Origin of the sequence: Dactylosporangium sp. NPDC050588 (genome assembly GCF_040654975.1) — a bacterium.
GTDB lineage: Bacteria > Actinomycetota > Actinomycetes > Mycobacteriales > Micromonosporaceae > Dactylosporangium > Dactylosporangium maewongense.
The window spans coordinates 18,787-40,561 of record NZ_JBFAJA010000112.1; the positions used below are offsets into that span (position 1 = coordinate 18,787).

Consider the following 21,775-nt stretch of genomic DNA (forward strand, 5'->3'; position numbering starts at 1 on the left):
CCTCCTCAGCCGATTCCGGGAAGGTTGCGTTCGCGCATGCCCTGCACGACGAGGTCGGCCATCCGGCCGGCGCCGTACTCGGAGAAGTGCGTGTTGTCGGTGACCCCGTCCACCGACGCACGCAGGTAGAGCGCCGCGGATCCGGCCTCGCCCAGCGACTCGACGAGGGCCTCGCTCTTGGCGGTCAGGTCGATCACGGGCACGTTGAGCGCGGATCCGAGGCTGCGCATCTCGGCCGGCAGGTTCGCGCCGGCGCCGTTGACGTGCAGCGCGGTGCCGGTCAGTTGGCCGCCGCTGAACAGCCGCCGGACCGGCGGGGTGACGAGGACCGGCACGCCGCCGCGCTCCCGCACTTGATTGATCATCGAGGTGAGGTTGCTGCGGAAGGCCGCGGCCGTCGTGGACTTGTCGTTGTGCCCGAACTGGATGAGGACGAGGTCGCCCGCCCTGATCCGGGACTTGAGCGCCGGGAACAGCGCCGCGTTGCCCAGGAAGCTGCCGGAACTCTCCCCCGAGTCGGCGTAGTTGGCCACGACCGTGCCCGGTGTCACGTGGGTCGGCAGGATCTGGCCCCAGCCGGGGTACGGGGCGGCGGGCTGGTCGCACACCGTGGAGTCGCAGGCCAGGTAGACGGCGAGTGGGTTGGCGGCCTGTTGGATGGTCAGCCCGGACAGTCGCGGGGCGGCGCCGGCGAAGGTGATGTCCAGTCCCGGGTTGCCGGTGCCGCCTTGCCCGGTCGGCTGGCCTTCCGGCTGGCGGACGTTGACGGTGAACTGGTGCCGCGTGATGGTCCCGGCCGCGGTGCTCACCGCCGGCAGGATCCGCCGGCGCGCCTCGACCGACATCGAGGTGTTGCCGGCGCCGGCGCTGTCACCGATCCAGGCGGTGACCGTGTAGTTGCCGGGGGCGACACCATAGTGGCAGACGATGGGTGAGCTTCCCGTGCACTCGGGTGGCCGGCCCGGCGCCGACGGTCCGGCGCCGGGTTCGACGGCCAGGTAGTCGATGTTGGGCAGGCCGGCAGCGGTGGTGGCGGTGAGCCGGATGGTGTTGTTGCCGGCGTGCAGCGTGGCGGTGAGCGTCTTCGTGGTCCAGGTCGTCCACGCGCCGGTCGGGTCGAAGGCGGTGGCGGGCTGCCCGGCGGCGTCGTTGACGAGCAGGTCGGCCGGCCGGTTGGCGGTGCCACCGTTGGCGTACCGGATGCCCAGCGTTGCGGTGCCGGCGGTGGCCGCGGACACGGTGAACTGCACGGCCGCGCCCACCGCGTTGTCGCCGTTGCAGAATCCGGTGCCGGAGTAGCCGGCGTGGTTGGACTCGATGGCGCCGGCGCACGTGGCGGGTGCGCTCTCGGCCTCGTAGCGGGTCACCGCTGCGGATCCGGTGCCGGCGGTGACCACGACGATCACGCCGGCGCCGGCCAGCAGACCCATACCGAGGATGAAAGGTTTCAATCGCATGGACGCTCCTCCCCGCCGGCCGGAACCCGCAGGCCCCGGCCGGGCGGACGGTTGATCAGCGGACGTAGATGTTCGGCTGGACCGGCGTGCTCATGCCGCTGCCGATGAAGTACGACGGGTGCGGCGGCTGGTTGTAGGCGGTGTTCTGCCAGGCGATCGCGCACCGGTACTGCGGGTCGTGCATGAGCGTGAACAGCCGCGTCGAGGTCTGGGTCGGGGTGCTGTAGATGCGCAGCGCCGTGTTGTCGGAGGTGGGCCAGATGACCTCTTCGCGCCAGTCGCCGAGGATGTCACCGGACAGCGACGGCGTGGACTTGGTGCCGTTATTGGAGTGCACGCCGGAGGCGGTCAGCAGGCGGGTGTCGCCGGAGGTGCCGTACTTGTCGATGTGGGTGCCGTCGAGCAGTTCCCGGGTGGTGTCGCCGTCCCACCAGGCCAGAAAGTTCATCGAGCTCGGCTTGCGCGAGGCGACGACGGTCCCCTTGGGGTTGCGGACGCCGTCGGCGGCCGCGGACCAGGACTCGGCGCCGGCGCTGCCGGACCAGATGTCGCCGGACACGCCGCGGCCGTTGTCGCCGTTGGCGGGGGTGCTCCATAGGATCTGCCCGGTGCGGGCGTCGGCCATCCACGACGACGGCTTGCTGCCGTCCTCGTCGACCTTGAACTCTTCCAGGCCCGGCCGGGACGGGTCCAGGTCACCGACGTGCATGGCGTCGCCGTGGCCGTTGCCGGTGTTCCACAGCCGGTTGCCGTTGTCGTCCACGGCCGTCGACCCGTAGATGATCTCGTCCCGGCCGTCGGCGTCCACGTCGGCGACAGAGAGCTGGTGGTTGCCCTGCGCCGCGTACCCACTGTTGGCGTTGCTGTCGAACGTCCACCGGCGGGTCAGGGCCCCGTTGCGGAAGTCCCACGCGACGATGACGGACCGGGTGTAGTAGCCACGGGCCATGATCAGGCTGGGCCGCTGCCCGTCGAGGTAGGCGGTCCCGGCCAGGAACCGGTCGACCCGGTTGCCGTAGCTGTCCCCCCACGAGGACACGGTCCCGCGCGGCACCACGTAGTCCACAGTGGACATCGCCGCGCCGGTCTGCCCGTTGAACATCGTCAGGAACTCCGGCCCGGACAGCACGTACCCGTCGGCGTTTCGGTAGTCCGCCGAGGCGTTGCCGATCACCCGGCCGGTGCCGTCCACGGTGGCGTCGGCGGTCTTCATCGCGACCTCGGCCTTGCCGTCGCCGTCGTAGTCGTACACCTGGAACTGGGTGTAATGGGCGCCGGCGCGGATGTTGCGGCCGAGGTTGATCCGCCACAGCCGCTGCCCGTTGAGCCGGTACGCGTCCACGTACACGACGCCGGTCGCCCCGGACTGCGAGTTGTCCTTCGCGTCGGCCGGGTCCCACTTCAGCACGATCTCGTACTGCCCGTCGCCGTCCAGGTCACCCACCGACGCGTCATTGGCGGCGTACCCAGAGCCGGGCGAGGAGATCGGCACATCGAGGTAGCCGTTCGCGAACCGCAGCGACGCGGGCGATGCCGCCTGCTCCGTGCCGCCGACGACGGCCCGCACCGTGTAGGACGCGTCCGCGGCGGCACCCGCGTCCAGATAGTTCGTGCCGGTGGTCACCGTCGCGATGCGGGTGCCGCCACGGTACAGGTTGAACCCGGTGGTGAGCGCCTCGGTGCCCAGCAGCCGCCACGACACCAGGTTGCCGGAGCCCGAGCGCACCGAGATGAGGCCGCGGTCCAGATCCTCCATCTGCTTGGCGTTGCCCGCCGGGGGCGGCGGGCTCGACGGCGTGGTGCCGCCGGCCTCGACGTCGACGTAGTCGATGTTGGCCAGGCCCGCGGCGGTGGTCGGGCTCAGCCGGATCGTGTTGTTGCCGGCGTTCAGCGTGGCGGTGAGCATCTTGGTGGTCCAGGTCGTCCAGGCGCCGGTGCCGGCGAACGTGCTTGCGGCCTGCACCACCGCGCCGTTGACGACGATGTCCGCCTGACGGTTGTCGGTGGTGCCGTTGGCGTACCGGATGCCGATGGTCGCCGGCCCGGTCGTGGACGCGGTGACGGTGAACTGCACGGCGGCGCCGACCGCGTTGTTGGTGTTGCAGAACCCGCTGCCGGAGTAGCCGGCGTGGTTGGACTCGACCACACCGTCACAGGTGGCCGGGGCGGTCTCCGCCTCGTAGCGGGTCGCCGCGGCGAACGCGGTGGTGACCACGGCGACGCCGGCGCCGACGGTCACCGCCGCGCAGGCGGACAGCAGCGCGATGCGCTGCCTGCGTGAAAACATCTCGATCTCCAAAGGTTCATGGTCGCGCCGCAGCGAATGGCGGGCGAACCTGGGGCGTGAGCGCTCACGAGGACGCGACCCCGAACGGCGACGCCGCTGACGCATCGCCTTGCGGACCCACTCGCGGTCTCGTAGCGGTGACCTGCTCGTACCGGCTGACCGACGGTGCCGCGACCGACCTGTCCAAGGGCGGGACCGCGATCGCCCGCGACGGCGCGGACCCCGCTTCCTGGGACGGCTCGTGGACCGTCGTGCTCTTCTCCATCCCGGAGCAGGAGAGCGCCCGGCGCCGGGCGCTCAGGGACCACCTGCGGTGGAGTCGCTTCGCGCCCCTCTACGACGGCGCGTGGATCTCCCCGGACCCGCTGCCGCCGGAGGCCTGGGCGGCACTGTCGGCCGCCGCGCTCGGCTCCGTGACGGTCTTCCGCGCCCGGCACCAGGATCTGCGCACGGACTTCGACCGGCACCCGGTCGAAGCCTGGGACCTGCCCGCGATCGCGAAGGAGTACGCGACCTTCATCGACCGGTGGAGCCCGCTGCTGCCACGGATCGCAGCCGGCGCGATCACCGGCGCCGCGGCGGTCCGCGCCCGCACGGAGGTGATGAATGTCTACCGCAGATTCCCGATCCTCGATCCGATGATCCCCGATCGCCTGATGCCGCCCGATTGGGCCCCGCCGGCGCGCCCGGGAGATCTTCGTCGCCATCTACGACGGGCTCCTGCAGCCGGCGCAGCAGCACGTGCGCGCCACGGTCACCGGCATGACGGGGGAACCGTGCCCGGCTGTCCAGGCACACACCGTCGCCGCCATGGCCGCCGGCGTCCGCCGCACGGCAGCCGAGGACGCTGCCAACCGCTGAGGCCGGGGGGACGGGACGCCGGGTGTGTCCCGTCCCCCCTCCGGTGCCGGACCTTCCCGGTGCTCATACGCCAGAGACCTCCAGGTAGTCGATGTTGGGCAGGCCGTTGGCGGTGGTCGGGTCGATGCGGATGGTGTTGCTGCCAGCGGTGACCGGCACGGTCGCGGTGGTCGTGGACCAGGTGTTCCACGCGCCGGTGGAGGCGAACTGCGCCGAGGTGACGGTGACGCCGTTGACGACGACGTTCGCCGGCCGGGCGGTGGCGGCGCCGTTGGCCCAGCGGATGCCGACCGTGGCGGTGCCGGCGGCGGTGGCGTTCACGGTGAACTGCGCGTACGCACCCACAGCGGCGTCGCCGTTGCAATAGCCACTGCCGGAGAACCCGCCCCGGTCCGAGTCGATCATGTCCTGGCACACCGCCGGCGCCGTCTCCGCCTCGAACCGCCCAGCCTGCGGTGTACCGCCGGATGTCCTGACCAGCGAGAGGCCGTCCACGGACAGGTAGCCGTTGCCGCTGGCGGCCTTGATGGTCACTGTCGCGGTGCCGGCGGCCAGCTGCAGGCCATACACGTCGTACCAGTTGGGCATCGCGATGGCGATGAGCTTGCCCTCCTTCAGCGCGGCGGTGTTCGGCGCGCCGTACGGGTCGGGCACGCCGAGCAGGAACCCGGACTGCAGCCCCTTCGCCATGAACTCGATCGTCTGCACCGCCTCGGGACTGTCCAGGAGCAGTTCTCCCTTGTCGTTGAAGAATCCGCCGCCGCGCTGCAGCAGGAACTGCAGGTACTGGTTGGCGATGGAGCCGTTGTCACCGGTCGCGACCACGCCGAGGGACTGCCCGGTGCGCGAATGCAGGCTCGCGCCGATCGTGGCGAGATCCTCCCAGGTGGCGACGTCGGCGGGGATGCCGTTCTTGGTGAACTCGTCCTCGCGGTAGTACAGCACGCTCACGCAGGTGTCGGACTCCAGCGCGTAGACCTTGCCGTCGTAGGCGTACGGGGCGTGCGCAGCAAGTCGTCCTTGACCGGGGCGATCAGGTCGTCCAGCGGCACGAGGAGCTGCTTGGCGATGCCGCCGGCCAGCATCTCGGTCGGCGTCAGGGCGCCGCACACGACCGGCACCCCGGCGCCCATGGCCTCCGGCACGACCGCCGGTGTGACCAGATAGGCGGCGCCCGCCTCGGCGGCGGCCCGGGCCTGCACGGCGTCGAGCACGGTGCCGGCGCCGATCACGAGTCCGCGTGGCGCCGATCGTGCCGCCGCGATGGCGTCGCGGGCACCCGGTGTGGTCAGCGCGATCTCCACCGCGGTGATCCCGGCCGCGCCGCGCAATGCTCCCAGTGGCGGCGCAGGCCGATCTCCCAGACCGATCCGCACCAGAACTGGTCCGCCACCAGGGTGTCACCGATGTACGCGCGGCCCACGTCACCGGTCCAGTCGATGCGCAGCAGCGTCTCGTCGTCGCCGTCGAGGAGTTCCGCCGGGACGTCGATCTCGTACACGGCGGCGGCGTCGAAGTCCGCGTCGGTAGGGGCGGACGCGTTGCCGGAGGCCGGATCGACGACCGGTTCACGGGCCGGCCCCTCGGCGGCGAGCAGGCGTACCTGCGCCGGGGCGGACACCGGGCCGGTGCCGCCCACCGGGTATCGGCCGAACAGCCAGCCACCGGTGCCGGCCTCCGACAGCGGCGGGTACAGCAGGACGTCCGCATCCGCTGCCGCGCCGTACACTGTGACCGCGTCGCCGTCGACGATCGCGGGCGCGACGCTCAGGACGAGGCGATCGGCGTCTTAGCAGCGGCCGCGGGTCAGTTGACGGGCGGAAGGCTCGTCGAGCACGAGGATGTCGGCACGGCTTCCGTCGTGGCCGGAGATCCGGACCCGGCACCCGATGCCGGCCTGCAGGCTCGTCCAGCCTCAGGCAACGGCGGTTCAGGACTCTTCAGGGGCCGATGGCCTCCGGATAGTGCCGCCGGATCATCGCGACGCCGATCGCCGCGCGGCGCACCCGTTCCCGGGCGGTGTCGATCGCCACCTTCTGCAGATGCTGCCCGGACGGGTAGATGCTCGGCGCGTTGCGGACGGTGAACTTCGCGTAGACGGGTGCGGCGACCCGGACGATCCCGGGCAGCTCGTAGTAGCGCACCGGCGCGCCGAAGTCGTCGGGGCCCTCGATGTAGATGTCGAGCGGGATGGACACGGCCGACCGGATCGCGGCGATGTCGGCAACGGGCAGGTCGACGGGCAGGTTGAGGGTGGTGGCGCCGAGGTCGGCCAGCACCCGGGCGGTGGCCGGGTTGGCGACGGCAAGCGAGACGGACACCTTGAGCACCAGGTCCGCGGGCAGGTCGCCAGACTCCTTCATCCGCGCCAGCACCCACAGCTGGCCGAGGTCGGCCACCAGGACGCTGCGCAGGCCGAGGTCACAGCCTCGGCGGACGTCCTCGATGCCATAGACGAGCTGTTCAGCGCCGCGGAGGCTGGCGCCGAGGGCCTTTCCTGACGGGGTGCTGGCCTGGATGCCGGTGTCCCAGCCTGCGCGGGGGCCGGTGAACAGGCAGACCTCGACGTCGTGCTGCCGGCCGAGTTCGCCCATGCGGGTGATCTCCGCATCGGTCAGCAGCATGATGCCGCTGCCCTGGCTGATCCGGCGGACTCGGACGTCGTGCCGCTCGGCCTCCTCCAGGACCGCTTCGAACGCGTCAGGGCCTTCCACCGAAGGGATCTCGATGCGGTACTGCGTGCCGTCGTCGAACCGCTGCGTGGACGAGCGCGGCGGGTCACCCGCCCCGGCCGGCAGGCCGAGCGTCGTGAGTAGCGATCGGGTGGTGTTCATACTATACGTCCCTTCGAAGCGGTCCCGGGCCGGCCCGCGATGGCGAGCCGGCCCGGGGAGCAGTGGTGCTAGAGGTTGGCGCACTGCCCGGAGCGCGGGCCGCGGACCGTGTTGGCGGTTCCGTCGGCGGTCGGTGCCGGGGTGTTGCCGGTGCAGGAGAGCGGGCCGGAGATGGTGCCGCCGGACACGACGGCCGGCACGACGCCGGTGTTGTTCGTCAGGGACACCGGCCCAGAGACCTGTGCGCCGATGAGGGCGACACCGCCGGTGGTCCCGGTGACAGACACGGGGCCGCTGACCCGGCCGCCGATGAGGCTGACCCACGCCGCGCCGCTGGCGGAGACGGGGCCGTTGAAGGTCGCGTCGACCGCGTCGAGGGCCGCGCCGGGACGGACGGTGACCGGTCCGCTGATCGTGCCGCCGCGCACGCAGAGCGTGCCGGTCACGGTCAGCGGGCCGTTGTGGCGGCCGGTGATGGTGGTCGTGCACCCGCTCGCCGGCGCCTCGGCGGCCGACAGCTGCCACTGCTGAGCGGGCCACTTCGCGGCCTGGGTCAGGTTGCCGGAGGTGTGGTCGCCGTTACGGATGAAGCCGCCGACAACGTTGGTGCCGATGACACCGTCGCAGTTGTACGACAGGGTGGGCGCGCAGCTGTTCTCGACCTCGACGGAGAGGTTCGCGCCCTTGACGGTGGCCCGGTGGAAGCCGTGGCCGGTGTCGTCGAGCGACCACTGCTGCAGGACGCGGCCGTCGGCGCAGGCGGACACGACGACGTCGGTACCGACAGTGCCGGAACCGTTGGCCATGGTGAGGCAGTGCCCGGCCGCACGGTCGGCGCTGCGGAACCGCCAGAAGCCGTCGCCGGCGTCCTCGAGGCGCCACACCTGGCCGTTGCCGCCGTCACAGGTGCTCTGGACGACGTCACCGTTGGGGGTCGCGGTGAGGCACCGGTTGCTGGCGACCGGGTTCTGCAGGCTGTTGGGGTTGCTGATGATGCCGTCCTGGTTGATCAGACGGTAGTATCCGCCGTCGCGCAGTGCGTAGGGTCCGGTGGCCTCGTTGAAGTACGGCCAGTCGCCCTGCCAGTTCATCGGCCGGATGCCCAGGGTGTTGCCCGGCCGGTAGGCGTGATAGCTGAGCCAGTAGACGCCGTCCTCGATAAATGTTTCCGGTGCGCCGGGGGCTCGGTACAGGCCGGTCGGGGTCACGCCAGGCTGAGCGGTGCGGGTGTTGAGGATGATGCTGCCGCCGCCGTGGGCGAGGTTGACACCGTTCTTGTCGAGGAACGGGCCGTCGATGGACTTCGAGCGCCCGATGATGATCTTGTAGGTGTTGTCGTTGGCGTTGCCGCGGCAGCACCAGTCCCAGGCGGCCATGAGGTAGTACCACTCGCCGCGTTTGAACATCGAGGCGCCCTCGATGCGGTTGAGGTTGGGGCAGGTCGCCTGCGGGAACGGGCAGCCCGGTGTGGTGACGGGGAATGCGTCGCTGCCGCGGTGGGCCACCAGGCGCGGCTCGCCGACGGTGGTCGCCAGGTCTGCGCCGAGCTGTACGACGTAGATGCCGGCGAAGTGGGAGCCGAACACCAGCCACCAGGCGCCGTTCGCGTCCTGCTGGATAGCCGGGTCGATCGCGTTGTAGGTGGCGTTGCGGCCCGGGTCGGCGCCGCCGGAGGTGATGACCGGGGCGCCGTGGTCGATGTAGCTAGCCGGGTTGCCGGGCGTCTTGGTGGTCTTCAGGCCGATGGCCGAGGTGTTGGTGCCGAAGTTGGAGACGGCGTAGTAGTAGTAGAACGTGTCGCCGACCCGGTGCACGCTCGGCGCCCACAGGCCACCGTTGAGACCCGGCCAGGACCTGGTCCAGCTCGCCGTCGGCACGGTGCCGCGGCTGGTCCACGGGCCGTTCATGGTGGGAGCGCTGAGTATGCCGCCGCCGGTGGCGGAGACGTAGTAGGTCGTGTCGTCCTTGTAGAGGGTCGGGTCGTGGGTGCCGACGCTGCCGGTCAGGGGTAACTGGCCCTGCGGCTCGGCATTCGACTGCTCCGCACTGGCGGGTGCTCCGACACTCAGCAACGACGCGATCAGCGCCATAGCGAGGCCGGCTTTGACAAGTCTCACTGCGTTCCTCCGGGTCGATACGGGGTCGATACGGGGTCGTACAGGTGGTGCGTGGGGTGTGTGATGCGGTGCGTGATGGGAGGGTTCAACCTTTGACCGCTCCGGCCGACAATCCGTCGACCAGGAAGCGTTGTGCCCAGCCATAGGCGACGACCACGGGCACGCTGATGAGGATCGACGCCGCGGAGAGCTGTCCCCACGGGACGATGTCGCCGATGATCATTCCTTGCAGGCCGAGTGGCAGGGTCTTCTGGCTTTCGTCGGTGATGAACACGTAGGCGAACAGGAACTCGTTCCACGCGTTGGTGAGCGTGAACAGGCCCACGGTCAGCAGCGCCGGCCGGGCGATCGGCACGATGATCCGGTAGAACGCCCCGAAACGGGTCGCCCCGTCGGTCATCGCCGCCTCTTCCAGTTCGAACGGGATGCCCCGGAAGTAGCCCAGCAGGAACCAACATGCGAACGGCAGCGTGAACGTGGGGTAGGCGATGAGCAGCGCGCCCAGCGAGTCGGTGAGGTGCAACGCGCTGAGGATGCGGTAGAGCGGGATGAACAGCAGGGCGGCCGGCATCACGTAGGTCAGCAGCACGATGCCGGTCAGCGCGCCCGCCCCGCGGAACTTCAGGCGGGCCAGGGCGTAGGCGGAGAAGGCGGCGAGAAGGACGGCCACCGCCGTGGACACCGTCGCGACGATGACCGTGTTGCGGAACCAGGTGCCGAACGGATGGTCGAGGAACAGCGCGTAGAACTGGTCGCTGGTCCACGGCTGGGGCCACAGCAGGCTTTCTCGGGTGGTGATCTGCAGTTCGGACTTGAAGGCCGTGACCACGACCCAGTACAGCGGGGCGAGGATGAACGACAGCAACATGGCGTTCGCCACCCACAACGGGATCCGGCCGAGCCAGCTGCCGTGGATGCTGCGCGAGCGGATCTGCCCGAGTGCCTCGGCGCCGGACGCGAAGCCGATGCCGAGCCCGACGATGACGAGGACACCGATGCCGCACCGGATGAACAGGTTGGCGTCGAGGTAGAACAACACGGCCAGCAGCCCGATCCCGGTGGCGTACAGCAGCGGCCGGCCGGCCCGGCCCAGCAGCCGCCCGCGGCGGGTCCCGTCGGGCCGGCCGCCGTCGGCCCGCAGGTACCGGGTGAGGATCCAGATCAGCAGCGCCGAGATCGGCAGTAGCAGGATCGCCGCCGCTGAGCCGAGACCGAGTTGGAGCTGGGTGATGGCGGTCTGGTAGGCGAAGATCGTGTAGAGCGAGGTCGAACTGCCCGGCCCGCCCTGGGTGAGCAGCCAGACGAGGTCGAAGTTGTTGAATGTCCAGATCGTGGAGAGCAGAACGGTGACCAGGATGACGTAGCGAAGCCCGGGCAGGGTCACGTGGAGGAACCGCCGCCACGAAGACGCACCGTCGACCGCCGCCGCCTCGTAGAGTTGGTTGTCGATCGCCTTGAGGCCGACGAGGAAGTTGATGGCGAAGAACGGAATACCCTTCCACACGTTCACCACGGTCACCGACGCCATCGCCAGGTCCGGATCGGACAGCCATGCGGCCGGCCAGTCGGGCAGGACGTTGAGGGTGGCCAGCAGCGGGCCGATCCCGGTCGCCGTCAGGACCTCGTTGAGACTGCCGAAGATCGGGTCGAACAGCGACCGCCAGGACACCGCGGTGACCACCGTCGGGATGATCCAGGGCAGCAGCACGAGGCCGGTCACGATCGACCGTCCACGGCGCAGGTGGTGCAGCAGCAGTGCGGCGACGAGCCCGGCCGCCACCTTGAACACCTCCGACCACGCGGTGTAGACGAAGGTGTTGGCCACCGCCGTGCGGAAGAACGGATCGGACAACAGGTTGACGTAGTTGTCGAACCCGACGACCACGTTCCGGTTGCCTTGGCGGGCAGTGAAGCTCAGCCGGATGGCGTCGAAGAACGGGATGGCGATGAGACCGCCGAGCAGCAGCACCATCGGCCCGACGAACGGGTACCCGATCCGCCAGTCATGCCCGAGCATCCGCCTCGCGAGAAGCCCGGACCGGCCAGGCGGCGCGGGTTTCGCGATCGGCGGCCTCGGGTCGGGCCGGACCTCCCGCAAGGCGCTGCTCACTGCTTGATGCCCAGCTGCTCGAACGCCTGCACGATACGCTGGTGCGCGGTGGCGACCGCGGCCGGAACAGCCGTTCCCTTCTGGATGATCTCGCCCATCATGTCGGTGAGGATGTACGCCGACAGCGCCGCGTTGCGGCCGGAACTGGCCGGCTGCGGGAAGTTGTAGCCGGTGGTGGTCCGGAACGGCAGGTCGGCGGTCACGAGGGAGTGCGCGACCGGGAAATACGGGTCGCCGGTACGGTAGAAGGGATCGGCGTCCCAGATCTTCTCGTACGCCGGGTAGACCAGGGCACCGGCCTCCTTCGCCAGGTTGAGGAACGCGTCGTTGGCAACGAGGTACTTCGCGAGGACCTTCGCGAGCCCGGGGTTCTTGCTTCCCTTGAACACCACGAACGCCATGGTGTCGACATTGATGGCGTTGAGCGGCTTGTCGGTGCCCGGCCCGGTGAAGCCGGCGAACGCCCAGGTGTTGTTGTAGACCGGGTTCCCGGTGCTCTTCGACTGGGCGTAGATGCTGGCGCTGTTCAGCGTGCCGCCGACGATGCCGGCCAGCCAGGCCTCGTTGTTGCCGGTGTCCGTCCAGCTCATGACACCGGGAGGCAGCATGTTCTTGTACTTCGGATCGGTGTAGGTCTCGGCCAGGAACTGCACCGCGGCCACCGTCTCCGGCGAGTTGAACACGACCTTGCGGCCGTCGTCGGCGGTGAAGGAGCCGCCCCAGTGGTTGATGACCGACTCGATGAGCACGTTGCCGTCGTTGCTGCGGTTGACCGACACGCCCCAGCCGTACCGCTTCTGCGCCGGGTCGGAGATCTCCAGCATCGCCCCGCGCAGGTCCTGGAAGGACTTGAGCTGCTCCCGGGTGATGCCTTTCGCCTCGAGCCAGTCCTTGCGCAGCCACCAGCCGCCGCCACCGATCGTGTAGTAGGGGATCCCCCACCACTTGCCGTCGATCTTCAGGTTGGCCTCGGCTGCCGCGCCGACGGCGCCGTACTTCTGCTGCAGCTGCTCGACCTCGGCGGTGACGTCCAGGATGTCGTCGAGATCGTGCATCTGGGCCACGAACCGGGACGCGGCGACGAACGCCATGTCCTGGACATTGCCGGCCTTGACCGCGGCGTCCTGCTTGGCGATGAAGTTGCCCTCGTCGGTGTTGACGACGACGTTGTTGATGGTGGCGCCGGTCTGGCTCGCGAACTGCTTCACCGCGCGGTCGATCGCGCCGTTGGCACTCTCCAGGTACTGCTTCTGGGACAGCGTGTTCGCCGGGCTGCCCTTGAACTGCGCCGCCTCGTCGATCAGCTCCTGTGGCACGCCGGCCGCCGTCCCCGGCGTCGGGCTGGTCCGGTTGCGTCCGGCCTCCGTCTGGCAGGCGGCCAGCCCGGGAACCGCGGTCGCGGCGCCCGCGACGAGCGCTCCCCGAAGGAACTGACGACGATCCATCGCAGGATGCTTCATCCTTCACCTTCCAATGTATGCGTGCGGGGGTGCACGCTGGTGATGGCCGCCTCGGGACCCGCAACAAGGGCGTGGTCCGGCGACGGTTCCAACGGGCTATCGGGGACGCGGCGTCGCCGGAACCGGTCGGTACGGCCGACGAGCGGCCAGTGCTGCGCCATAATCCGGTGGACGGCGACTGTGGTTGTCGTGGCGGCGCGCACCGATCCGGACGGGCGCGCCGCAAGCAGTCAGCGGTCGGGTGTGAGGTGCCGGCTCCTGATTGGGGTGTGCGAGACCGGTTGGCTAGCGATCCTCTGCCGCCTCCAAGCAGGTGTCAACACATCAGATGGGTGGTTTACCATCTCGTTACAAAAATCCACCCCCGCTAGCTACAGGAAACTTCCTGAAGTGGGGACTCCCGCACAGATCGATCGTGTTGTACGGTTCAGCCCACGCACTCATATGACGAGTTGCACTACTGACATCTGATGAGCTATCTCGATGCCGTCCCCCTGCCTGGCCACAAAGGAGCCTGCCCTGAACGCCCATGAACGCGTTGTGTCCGAACTCGAGCGGCTGGTCTTCGGTGGAGCCGAGCCTGGGTCGCCGCTGCCGTCGGAGTCGGAACTCGCCGAGGAGCTGAGCGTCAGTCGCCTGACGGTGCGAGAGGCATTCAAGAGCCTCCAGGCCCGCGGGCTCATCCAGGTCCGTCAAGGCCGACGACCGGTGATCGCGCCACTGAGCGCCATTGCGATCGAAGACTTCTTCGCCGCCAGCGTGCGGATGGACCCCCGCAACTACCTCGACCTGCTCGAGGCGCGGCGGGCCATCGAGACACACATTGCTGGGCTCGCAGCGACCCGGTCCAGTCGGATGGCCGTGCTCGCCATGGAGGAGTCACTGGCCGCCATGCGCCGTTCGATCGACGACCCCACGGCGTTCAACGCGGCCGACGTCCGGTTCCACGAGGCACTCGCCGCGGCCAGCGGGAACCGCATCCTCACGTTCCTCATCGAGGCGATGCAACAGCCCCTGCACAACAGTCGCCTGCAGAGCCGGCGGGGACACGTCGTGCGGGGGCGCCCGCTGATCCAGGTCATCGACGAGCACGCGGCAATCCTGCGCTGTGTCGTCGATGCCGACCCAGCGGGAGCGGCAGCCGCGATGCGCGACCACCTGGCCCAAACCGAACAATCCCTCTACGCCGCGCTGGGGCTGCCATCGCAACTGCTGGGCGACGACGAAGGGTCACCCGCATGAACCGGGCGACTCTTACCTTGGACCTGCAACGCCGCCTCGCCCCAGTGCAGCGGCGCATGTTCGGCTCGTTCGTGGAGCATCTCGGCCGGTGTGTCTACGGCGGCATCTACGAGCCCGGCCATCCCACCGCCGACGCCGACGGCTTCCGGGCCGATGTGCTGGCGCTCGTGCGTGAACTGGGCGTGACGACCGTGCGATACCCCGGCGGGAACTTTGTCTCCTCGTACCGGTGGGAGGACGGCATCGGCCCCCGCGATACACGACCGGCCCGGCTCGACCTCGCCTGGCACAGCCTGGAGACCAACGAGTTCGGCCTGGACGAGTTCATGCGCTGGGCGGGCAAGGCCGGCATCGAGCCGATCATGGCCGTCAATCTCGGCACCCGCGGCGTCGAGTCGGCCCTCGACCTGCTGGAGTACGCCAACCACCGCGCCGGCAGCCACTTCGCCGACCTTCGTCGTTCAAACGGAACCGAGGACCCGCACGGCATTCGGATGTGGTGCCTCGGCAACGAGATGGACGGCCCATGGCAGGTCGGCGGGCGGTCTGCCGCAGACTACGGCCGGATCGCTACGCAGACCGCCCAGGCGATGCGACGCTTCGACCCCAGCCTGGAACTGGTGGCGTGCGGCTCGTCGAACTCCGCCATGCCGACATTCGGCGCCTGGGAACGTGACGTCCTCACCGAGGCCTACGACCACGTTGACTACATCTCCCTGCACGCCTACTACCACCAGGCCGGTGACGACCTGGCGAGCTTCCTCGCCAGCGCCGAGGACATGGATCGCTACATCGACTCGGTGACGGCAATCGCGGACTCCGTCGGCGCGATCCGCCGGTCCACGAAGAAGATCATGATCGCGTTCGACGAGTGGAACGTGTGGTACCAGCGGGCCGAGCCGTCCGTTCCCCCGGCCGGGGAGCACTGGCCGACGGCACCGCGGCTGCTCGAGGACCGGTACAACCTCGCCGACGCGGTGGTGGTCGGCGGACTCCTGATCAGTCTGCTGCGGCACAGCGACCGGGTGACGGCGGCCTGCCAGGCCCAGCTCGTCAACGTGATCGCGCCGATCATGACGGAGCCGGGCGGCCCGGCGTGGCGGCAGACGATCTTCCACCCGTTCGCGCTCACCGCACGACACGCCGGCGGGGTGGTACTCGACGGCCGGCCGCGCGGGGCGACCGCCACCACCGACCGGTTCGGTGTCGTCGAGGCCGTCGATGCGGTGGCGACCTGGGACGACCAGACCGGCACCGGCGCTGTGTTCCTGGTCAACCGCAGCGCCACGGAGCCCGCCGAGGTTGTGATCGACGTGGCCGGCGGGCCGGTTGACGTCACCGAATGCCTGACGCTGAGCGACCCGGATCCGTACGCGTACAACGCCGCCGACGCACCAGATCGGGTCTGCCCGCAGCCCAACGACCGCGTCGAGCACCACACCGACGGAGTCGTCGTGACGGTACCGCCGGTGTCCTGGACCGTCCTGCGCTGGATGACCGAACGACACGAGGTGCCGGCATGAGCATCGACGTCCGTACCGGTAAGCTCCTGTCCTCCCCACTGTCCGACACAGGCCCCGCCGAAATCGACCACGTCTGCGCGGCCGCCGCCGCAGCCGCACCAGAGCTGGAGGCTCTCGGCCGCGACGGCCGGGCACGGCTGCTCGACGCGCTCGGCGACGCCCTCGAGGCCAACCGGGCCCGCATCGTCGGCCTGGCCGACGCCGAGACCGGCCTCGGCACCGACCGCCTCAACACTGAACTGACTCGCACCAGTTTGCAGCTCAGCTTGTTCGCCGACGTGCTCACCGACGGTGCCTACCTCGAGGCCACCATCGACCACGCCGCGGACACCCCGATCGGTCCTCGACCGGACCTGCGCCGCATGCTCGTGCCGATCGGTCCAGTGGCCGTCTTCGGCGCCAGCAACTTCCCGCTCGCGTTCAGCGTCCCCGGCGGGGACACGGCCAGCGCGCTCGCCGCCGGCTGCCCCGTGGTCGTCAAGGCCCACCCGGCCCACCCCGCCACATCGGCGGCCTGCCACCAGGTCTTTCGAGCGGTCCTGGCCGACCATGGGCTGCCACCGGGCACGGTCGGCCTCGTGTCCGGCCACGACGCCGGCGCAGCCCTGGTACGGCACCCCGCCATCGCCGCCGTCGGCTTCACCGGCTCCACGGCCGGCGGCCGGGCGCTGTTCGACATCGCCAACAGCCGACCCGCGCCCATCCCGTTCTACGGCGAGCTCGGCAGCACCAACCCGCTGATCGTCACCAGCGCCGCGGCCGTCGAACGCGCCACGGCGATCGCCGCTGGGTTCGCCGCCTCAATGACCCTCGGCACCGGGCAGTTCTGTACCAAACCTGGCTTGTTGTTCGTCCCGGCCACCGCCGATGGGGACCGACTGGTTCTCGACCTCAGCCACCGGATCGCGGCCATGGACCCAGGCGTGATGCTCAGCGCCGGCATCCGCGACGCCTACCAAGACGGCCTGGCCGCGTGGCGCCGCTCCCCCGGCGTCACCAGGATCGCCGAGGTCACCACCGACGGCAAGGCCGGCGGGTTCTACGGCGGGCCGGCACTGTTCTCCGTCGACGTCACCGACCTCTCGGCGGAAGCGGCCGAAGAGCGGTTCGGGCCAGCCGCGCTCGTCGTCCGTTACCGCGACACCGCCGAGTTGGCCGCCGCCCTGTCCCGACTCGGGGGGCAGCTGACCGTCACGGTCCACGCCGCCGAGTCCGACGAGCCGCTCGTCTCGAGCCTGCTCACGACGATGCGCGCCAAAGCCGGACGCATCATCTTCAACGGATTCCCGACCGGCGTGGCCGTCGCCTGGGCTCAACACCACGGCGGACCCCAACCCGCGAGCACCGCACCGTCGCACACGTCCGTCGGCGCCACGAGCATCCGCCGCTGGCTGCGCCCGATCGTGTACCAGGACGCTCCGGCGGCCGTCCTGCCCGCCGAGCTGACCGAAACCGAGGGCGGCGCTGCGGCGATCCCGCGACGGATCGACGGCAGCCTCGTACTCCCCAACGGCCGACGTGCCGGGTTCCCCGACAACACACCGGAGGCACAGTGAAAATCGTGGATGTCAAGGCGACCGTCGTCGGTACGCCGTGGCGGGAGCTCACCTTCATCGAGCTCATCGCCGACAATGGACTGCGCGGCCTGGGCGAGGCTCGCATGCTCAACAAGACCGACACCCTGCTGGCGTGCGTCAATGAGCTCTGCCGCCGCTATGTCATCGGCAGCGACCCGTCGGAGTTCGAACGCCTCGCCTGGCGGTTCACCTGGGAGGAGTACGCCCGAGCGGGCGAGGTCACCCAGACCGCCCTGGCCACGATCGACCTCGCCTGCCACGACCTCGTGGCCCAGGACCGCGGGATCCCGGTCCACCAACTGCTCGGCGGCGTCTTCCGGGACCGGGTCCCCGCCTATGCCAACGGCTGGTACCAGGGCGAACGGGACCCGGCCACGATCGCTGCGAAGGCCGCCGAGGTGACCGGACGCGGCTACCGGGCGCTGAAGATCGATCCGTTCGGCGCGGCGACCGCGGAACTTCCCGCCGCGCAGCTGCGCCTCGCCTGCGACATCCTCGGCGCGATCCGCGACACCGTCGGGCCCGACGTCGAACTCATGGTCGAGATGCACGGCCGGTTCACCGCGGCGACCGCGGCCCGGGTCGCCCGCGCGATCGAGCGGTACGACCCGGCGTGGATCGAGGAGCCCGTCCCGCCATCGGACATCCTCGGGCTGCGCCAGGTCCGAGCAGCCACGAACATCCCGATCGCGACCGGCGAGCGAGTCCATGCCGTCGCCGAGTTCCGGGAGCTGCTCGAAGGCGGGTTGGTCGACATCCTCCAGGCCGACCTCACCCACATCGGCGGCTTCACCGGGCTACGCAAGCTGGCCGGCTGGGCGTCGGCCTACAACGTGATCGTCGCACCGCACAACGTCTGCGGCCCCGCCGGGACCGCCGCGAACCTGCACCTGGCCGCGGCGACGCCGAACTACAAGGTCCTCGAACACTTCAACGACTTCGCCGATCCGTGGGTGGCCGAGCTCGTGCACGGCGCCCCGGCCGTCGATCCGGTCGACGGGCACTTCGCGATCCCGACGGCACCCGGGCTCGGCATCCGGCTCGACCACGAGGCCTGCGCCCGGCACCCCCGCACCAACGCCCACTTCAACCTCGTCCAGACCGGATGGGAGCGACGCAACCCCGTCGCCTCGGCACACTAGCTTGATCTTCAACCTGGGCGGCGTGCCAGCACTGACGAGCATCCTGGACCGCAGGGCGGTGGCCGCCGACACCAGCGGCCACCGCCTCGCAGTGCTGGCGGCCACCGGAGAGCAAGAGCTGAGGAGACGGTAGCGCCGGCACCGTAGACAACCGTCCGGCGGGCGCTGACCCACAACCCGCCGACCTCGCCAACACCGCGTCGAGCAAGCTCGCAGCACCGTAGTTCATCTGTCGCTTCCGACGCCCCCGGCTGTAGACGCGGGCGTCGGAGGCGATGGCCAAACCATTTCAAGCACCGGACACGGCTCTGACGGCGGCTCACGGATGCCGATCGAATGAGCTCTTGAATCCAGACTGCCGCACCACCGAGTAGCTGCTCGGCCCCGCCACCCTCGAGCAGTCGAGCGGGATACGCGAACGCGTGCGTGGCGACAGCGGAAGCAGAGGAGACGGACTGATGATTCGCGGCCGCGCAGCGGCGATCACGGACGTCGCGCGGCTCGCCGAGGTCTCCCACCAGACGGTGTCGCGAGTGCTCAATGACCACCCCAACGTCAGCAGTGACACCCGGAATCGGGTCCTCGATGCGGTCCGCCAACTCAACTACCGCCGCAACGCCATGGCTCGCGGCCTGGCCCGCCGCCGGTCCCGCATGGTCGGGGTCGTCACGCTGGCCACCAGCCTGCACGGCCCAGCCGCAACGTTGCGAGGGATCGAGCGTGCTGCGATTGCCGAGGGCTACGGCGTCAGCATCTCAACGCTGGAGCGGCTGGACCACATCGGCGTTCTTCAAGCGTTGGAGACGCTTGCGGATCAATCCGTGGCCGGCGCGGTGGTGATCGCACCACAGCGTGCCGTCGCACAAGCGTTGCACAGCCTGCCGTCGGCGATGGCAGCCGTGACCGTGGAAGCCGACATGGACGGCGCGATACCAAGCATCTCGGTCGACCAGGCGGCCGGCGCACGAATCGCCGTGGAGCACCTGATTCAGCTCGGCCATCGCGAGGTGTGGCATCTGGCCGGTCCGCCCGATTGGCTGGAGTCGCAGGGTCGCATCCAAGGCTGGTGTGCAGCGCTGGAAGACGCGGGTCTCAGGGTGCCCAACGTGTTGACCGGTGACTGGAGCGCACGTTCTGGCTATGCCGCTGGCCTCGAACTCGCGACACGGCGGGAGGTGACCGCCGTGTTCGCCGGCAACGACCAGATGGCGCTCGGCATGCTGCGCGCCTTCTACGAGAAGGGCATCCGGGTCCCCGACGACGTCAGCATCGTGGGCTTCGACGACATCCCCGAGGCGCAGTACTTCTGGCCGCCACTCACGACGGTCCGGCAGGACTTCGACGAGATCGGCCGGCGGTGTGTCGCCACGCTGTTGCGACTCATCGAGGCGGATTCTCCCGAACCACCGCACCGTCTCACGTCGGCACCAGCCGTGGCGCCGACGTTGATCATCCGGAACAGCACGGCGGCCCGGCCATAGGTCGGGGGCCCATACCACGAGCAGCCGGTCACCGCGGTCGTGCGGCCGGTGGCAGAGAAGGATCTTCACGAGCAGCTTGAGGACGCCCCACTGGCCAGGGCGTTGTACGCCGCAACGGCGTCACGCAGGGTTGCCGCTGAAGCGAACGGCCCTACGACGCCGTCATCCGACCGGAGACACTTGTGCCCCGCCAAGGCGGCGCTGAACGAGCGACAGGACGGCAAAGAGGTCCAAGGCGTCAGTCTCGGTCAGCGCCCGAGCCGGCGCCGCCGTCGTGTGGGGGCGGCGCGTGGCACCACAGACTGCTTAGCAGATGACGTCTTCGGGGCTACGCGGGCTACATGCTGCTCCACAGCGATGGCGCAGCAACGGCCGCATGGCCGGGGCCCGGACACGTAGGCGTCCACGGCTGCGCACAGCGTCACGAGGACACATACGTAGCCTCGTACTGCGGCAGCTTGCTTCCCGCGCCATCAACTCATCGCCGGGGTCGTCCCCGACGAGCAGAATGGTCGCGGTCAGCGCTGTGCTTGCCGAAAACGTCATCCACGCTGGTCAGGGCCGATTCGTCGACCAATCAGCGATCTCGGCCCGTTCGAGTGCGCCGTCCTCATGCATGGCAACGCCCCTTGCGAGATAGTGGCCCGCCGTGTTGCTACGACTGGCGTACCTCGGTGTGACGAACGCACTCGCAATCCTGCGATTGCTGCCGATGAGCGACCGGGACAAGGACGCCGAGATCCTGGCCCTACGCCACCAGCTCATGGTGCTGGAACGCCAACTGGGCAAGGACAGGGTGCGGTTCGATCCAATCGATCGAGCGGTCCTGGCAGCGCTGCTGCACCAACTGCCACTGGATGTGCTCCACAGGCTGCGGCTCCTCGTCCGCCCCGACACCGTCCTACGCTGGCACCGCGATCTCGTCACCCGTCGCCACTCGGCCGCCTCGCGACCCAAGCGCCCCGGCCGGCCACGCACGCTACGGTCAATCCAAGTCCTGGCGCTACGCCTGGCCAGGGAAAACCCCAGCTGGGGCTACCGACGTCTCCACGGCGAACTGCTCGCACTCGGAGTCAAGGTCGCCGCGTCCACGGTCTGGGAGATCCTCAAGAGACCGGAATCGACCCGGCACTCCAGCGGTCCTCCAACACCTGGGCGGACTTCCTGCGGTCGCAAGCCGACGCCATGCTGGCATGCGACTTCCTCGAAACGATCACCCTGACCGGGACACGGATATATGTACTCGCGGTGATCGAGCACGCCAGCCGCCGGATCCGGATCCTGGGAGCCGCCGCGCATCCGACCGCCTCCTGGGTGGCACAGGTCGCGAGAAACCTCGCCATGGACCTCGAGGACGCCGGGTCCAAAGCCAAGTACCTGATCCGCGATCGGTACGGCAAGTTCCCCGAACTGTCCGACGCCGTGCTCACCGACACGGGTATCAGGGTCGTGCTCAGCGGCATCCAGACACCCGAATGAACGCGATCATGGAACGGTGGGTGCGGACCTGCCGCCACGAACTGCTGGACCGGACCCTGATCTGGAACCAACGACACCTCCTGCACGCCCTGCGCGAATTCGAACACTTCTAAGGATCTTCGTGAGGTAGGCGGATAGCGGCGGCCGGAGGGATGCTGGTAGGCGGGGGGTGGCTGACATGAACACTCTTCGTCTGGCACATAGG

At 69.5% G+C, this 21,775-nt stretch carries 15 protein-coding genes and 1 pseudogene; 7 read left to right on the top strand and 9 right to left on the bottom strand.

Annotated elements, in window-relative coordinates:
• Positions 1-5: 5 nt before the first annotated feature.
• Together AB0I21_RS50115 and AB0I21_RS50120 are read right to left on the bottom strand one after the other, a co-directional pair.
• The gene (locus tag AB0I21_RS50115; protein WP_360571983.1) at positions 6-1,457 is read right to left on the bottom strand and encodes a GDSL-type esterase/lipase family protein; all 1,452 of its coding nucleotides are present in this window, start codon (positions 1,455-1,457) and stop codon (positions 6-8) included.
• A gap of 55 nt (positions 1,458-1,512) precedes the next feature.
• On the bottom strand, positions 1,513-3,744 hold the full coding sequence (locus AB0I21_RS50120) for a CBM35 domain-containing protein (RefSeq protein WP_360571985.1): 2,232 nt from the start codon (positions 3,742-3,744) through the stop codon (positions 1,513-1,515).
• Positions 3,745-3,881: 137 nt separating this feature from the next.
• Here AB0I21_RS50120 and AB0I21_RS50125 point away from each other — a divergent pair.
• A pseudogene (locus AB0I21_RS50125) lies at positions 3,882-4,409 on the top strand (PaaX family transcriptional regulator C-terminal domain-containing protein); the annotation flags it as partial.
• A 259-nt stretch (positions 4,410-4,668) separates the two neighbouring features.
• Here AB0I21_RS50125 and AB0I21_RS50130 read toward each other — a convergent pair.
• The 7 genes from AB0I21_RS50130 to AB0I21_RS50160 all read right to left on the bottom strand — a co-directional run bounded on the left by AB0I21_RS50130 (position 4,669) and on the right by AB0I21_RS50160 (position 13,111).
• Positions 4,669-5,556, bottom strand: coding sequence for an extracellular solute-binding protein (locus AB0I21_RS50130; RefSeq protein ID WP_360571987.1), 888 nt, complete (start codon positions 5,554-5,556; stop codon positions 4,669-4,671).
• On the bottom strand, positions 5,553-5,909 hold the full coding sequence (locus tag AB0I21_RS50135; protein WP_360571989.1) for a hypothetical protein: 357 nt from the start codon (positions 5,907-5,909) through the stop codon (positions 5,553-5,555). Before AB0I21_RS50135 ends, AB0I21_RS50130 begins: the two co-directional genes overlap by 4 nt.
• Positions 5,894-6,334 (bottom strand): hypothetical protein, encoded by a 441-nt coding sequence (locus AB0I21_RS50140; protein ID WP_360571990.1) that lies wholly within the window; start codon positions 6,332-6,334, stop codon positions 5,894-5,896. Before AB0I21_RS50140 ends, AB0I21_RS50135 begins: the two co-directional genes overlap by 16 nt.
• Positions 6,335-6,545: 211 nt before the next feature.
• A complete protein-coding gene (locus tag AB0I21_RS50145) occupies positions 6,546-7,439 on the bottom strand; it encodes a U32 family peptidase (RefSeq protein WP_360571992.1) in 894 nt (297 codons plus the stop codon).
• A 68-nt stretch (positions 7,440-7,507) separates the two neighbouring features.
• Positions 7,508-9,556, bottom strand: a complete 2,049-nt coding sequence (locus AB0I21_RS50150) for a family 43 glycosylhydrolase (RefSeq protein ID WP_360571994.1) — start codon at positions 9,554-9,556, stop codon at positions 7,508-7,510.
• An 85-nt stretch (positions 9,557-9,641) separates the two neighbouring features.
• A complete protein-coding gene (locus tag AB0I21_RS50155; RefSeq protein WP_360571996.1) occupies positions 9,642-11,573 on the bottom strand; it encodes an ABC transporter permease subunit in 1,932 nt (643 codons plus the stop codon).
• A gap of 89 nt (positions 11,574-11,662) precedes the next feature.
• Positions 11,663-13,111 carry a substrate-binding domain-containing protein gene (locus AB0I21_RS50160; protein ID WP_360571998.1) on the bottom strand — a complete coding sequence of 483 codons (1,449 nt, stop codon included), beginning with the start codon at positions 13,109-13,111 and terminating at the stop codon, positions 11,663-11,665.
• Between the two features lie 555 nt (positions 13,112-13,666).
• Here AB0I21_RS50160 and AB0I21_RS50165 point away from each other — a divergent pair.
• The 6 genes from AB0I21_RS50165 (at position 13,667) to AB0I21_RS50190 (ending at position 21,570) form a co-directional block, all read left to right on the top strand.
• Positions 13,667-14,368, top strand: coding sequence for an FCD domain-containing protein (locus tag AB0I21_RS50165; RefSeq protein ID WP_360572000.1), 702 nt, complete (start codon positions 13,667-13,669; stop codon positions 14,366-14,368).
• Positions 14,365-15,891, top strand: a complete 1,527-nt coding sequence (locus AB0I21_RS50170) for an alpha-N-arabinofuranosidase (RefSeq protein WP_360572002.1) — start codon at positions 14,365-14,367, stop codon at positions 15,889-15,891. The genes AB0I21_RS50165 and AB0I21_RS50170 overlap by 4 nt, the downstream gene beginning before the upstream one ends.
• Positions 15,888-17,447: an aldehyde dehydrogenase (NADP(+)) gene (locus tag AB0I21_RS50175; protein WP_360572004.1), complete on the top strand. Its 1,560-nt coding sequence runs from the start codon at positions 15,888-15,890 to the stop codon at positions 17,445-17,447. The genes AB0I21_RS50170 and AB0I21_RS50175 overlap by 4 nt, the downstream gene beginning before the upstream one ends.
• Before the next feature lie 5 nt (positions 17,448-17,452).
• On the top strand, positions 17,453-18,610 hold the full coding sequence (locus tag AB0I21_RS50180; protein WP_360572006.1) for a mandelate racemase/muconate lactonizing enzyme family protein: 1,158 nt from the start codon (positions 17,453-17,455) through the stop codon (positions 18,608-18,610).
• A 458-nt stretch (positions 18,611-19,068) separates the two neighbouring features.
• Complete coding sequence (locus tag AB0I21_RS50185; RefSeq protein ID WP_360572008.1) at positions 19,069-20,091, top strand: LacI family DNA-binding transcriptional regulator; 1,023 nt, start codon at positions 19,069-19,071, stop codon at positions 20,089-20,091.
• A gap of 1,248 nt (positions 20,092-21,339) precedes the next feature.
• Positions 21,340-21,570 carry a hypothetical protein gene (locus tag AB0I21_RS50190; protein ID WP_360572010.1) on the top strand — a complete coding sequence of 77 codons (231 nt, stop codon included), beginning with the start codon at positions 21,340-21,342 and terminating at the stop codon, positions 21,568-21,570.
• Positions 21,571-21,775: the final 205 nt, after the last annotated feature.

Coding starts and splice junctions, on each gene's coding strand:
- AB0I21_RS50115 (WP_360571983.1), bottom strand. CDS start 1,457: ATGCGATTGAAACCTTTCATCCTCGGTATGGGTCTGCTGGCCGGCGCC.
- AB0I21_RS50120 (WP_360571985.1), bottom strand. CDS start 3,744: ATGTTTTCACGCAGGCAGCGCATCGCGCTGCTGTCCGCCTGCGCGGCG.
- AB0I21_RS50145 (WP_360571992.1), bottom strand. CDS start 7,439: ATGAACACCACCCGATCGCTACTCACGACGCTCGGCCTGCCGGCCGGG.
- AB0I21_RS50155 (WP_360571996.1), bottom strand. CDS start 11,573: ATGCTCGGGCATGACTGGCGGATCGGGTACCCGTTCGTCGGGCCGATG.
- AB0I21_RS50160 (WP_360571998.1), bottom strand. CDS start 13,111: ATGGATCGTCGTCAGTTCCTTCGGGGAGCGCTCGTCGCGGGCGCCGCG.
- AB0I21_RS50170 (WP_360572002.1), top strand. CDS start 14,365: ATGAACCGGGCGACTCTTACCTTGGACCTGCAACGCCGCCTCGCCCCA.
- AB0I21_RS50175 (WP_360572004.1), top strand. CDS start 15,888: ATGAGCATCGACGTCCGTACCGGTAAGCTCCTGTCCTCCCCACTGTCC.
- AB0I21_RS50185 (WP_360572008.1), top strand. CDS start 19,069: ATGATTCGCGGCCGCGCAGCGGCGATCACGGACGTCGCGCGGCTCGCC.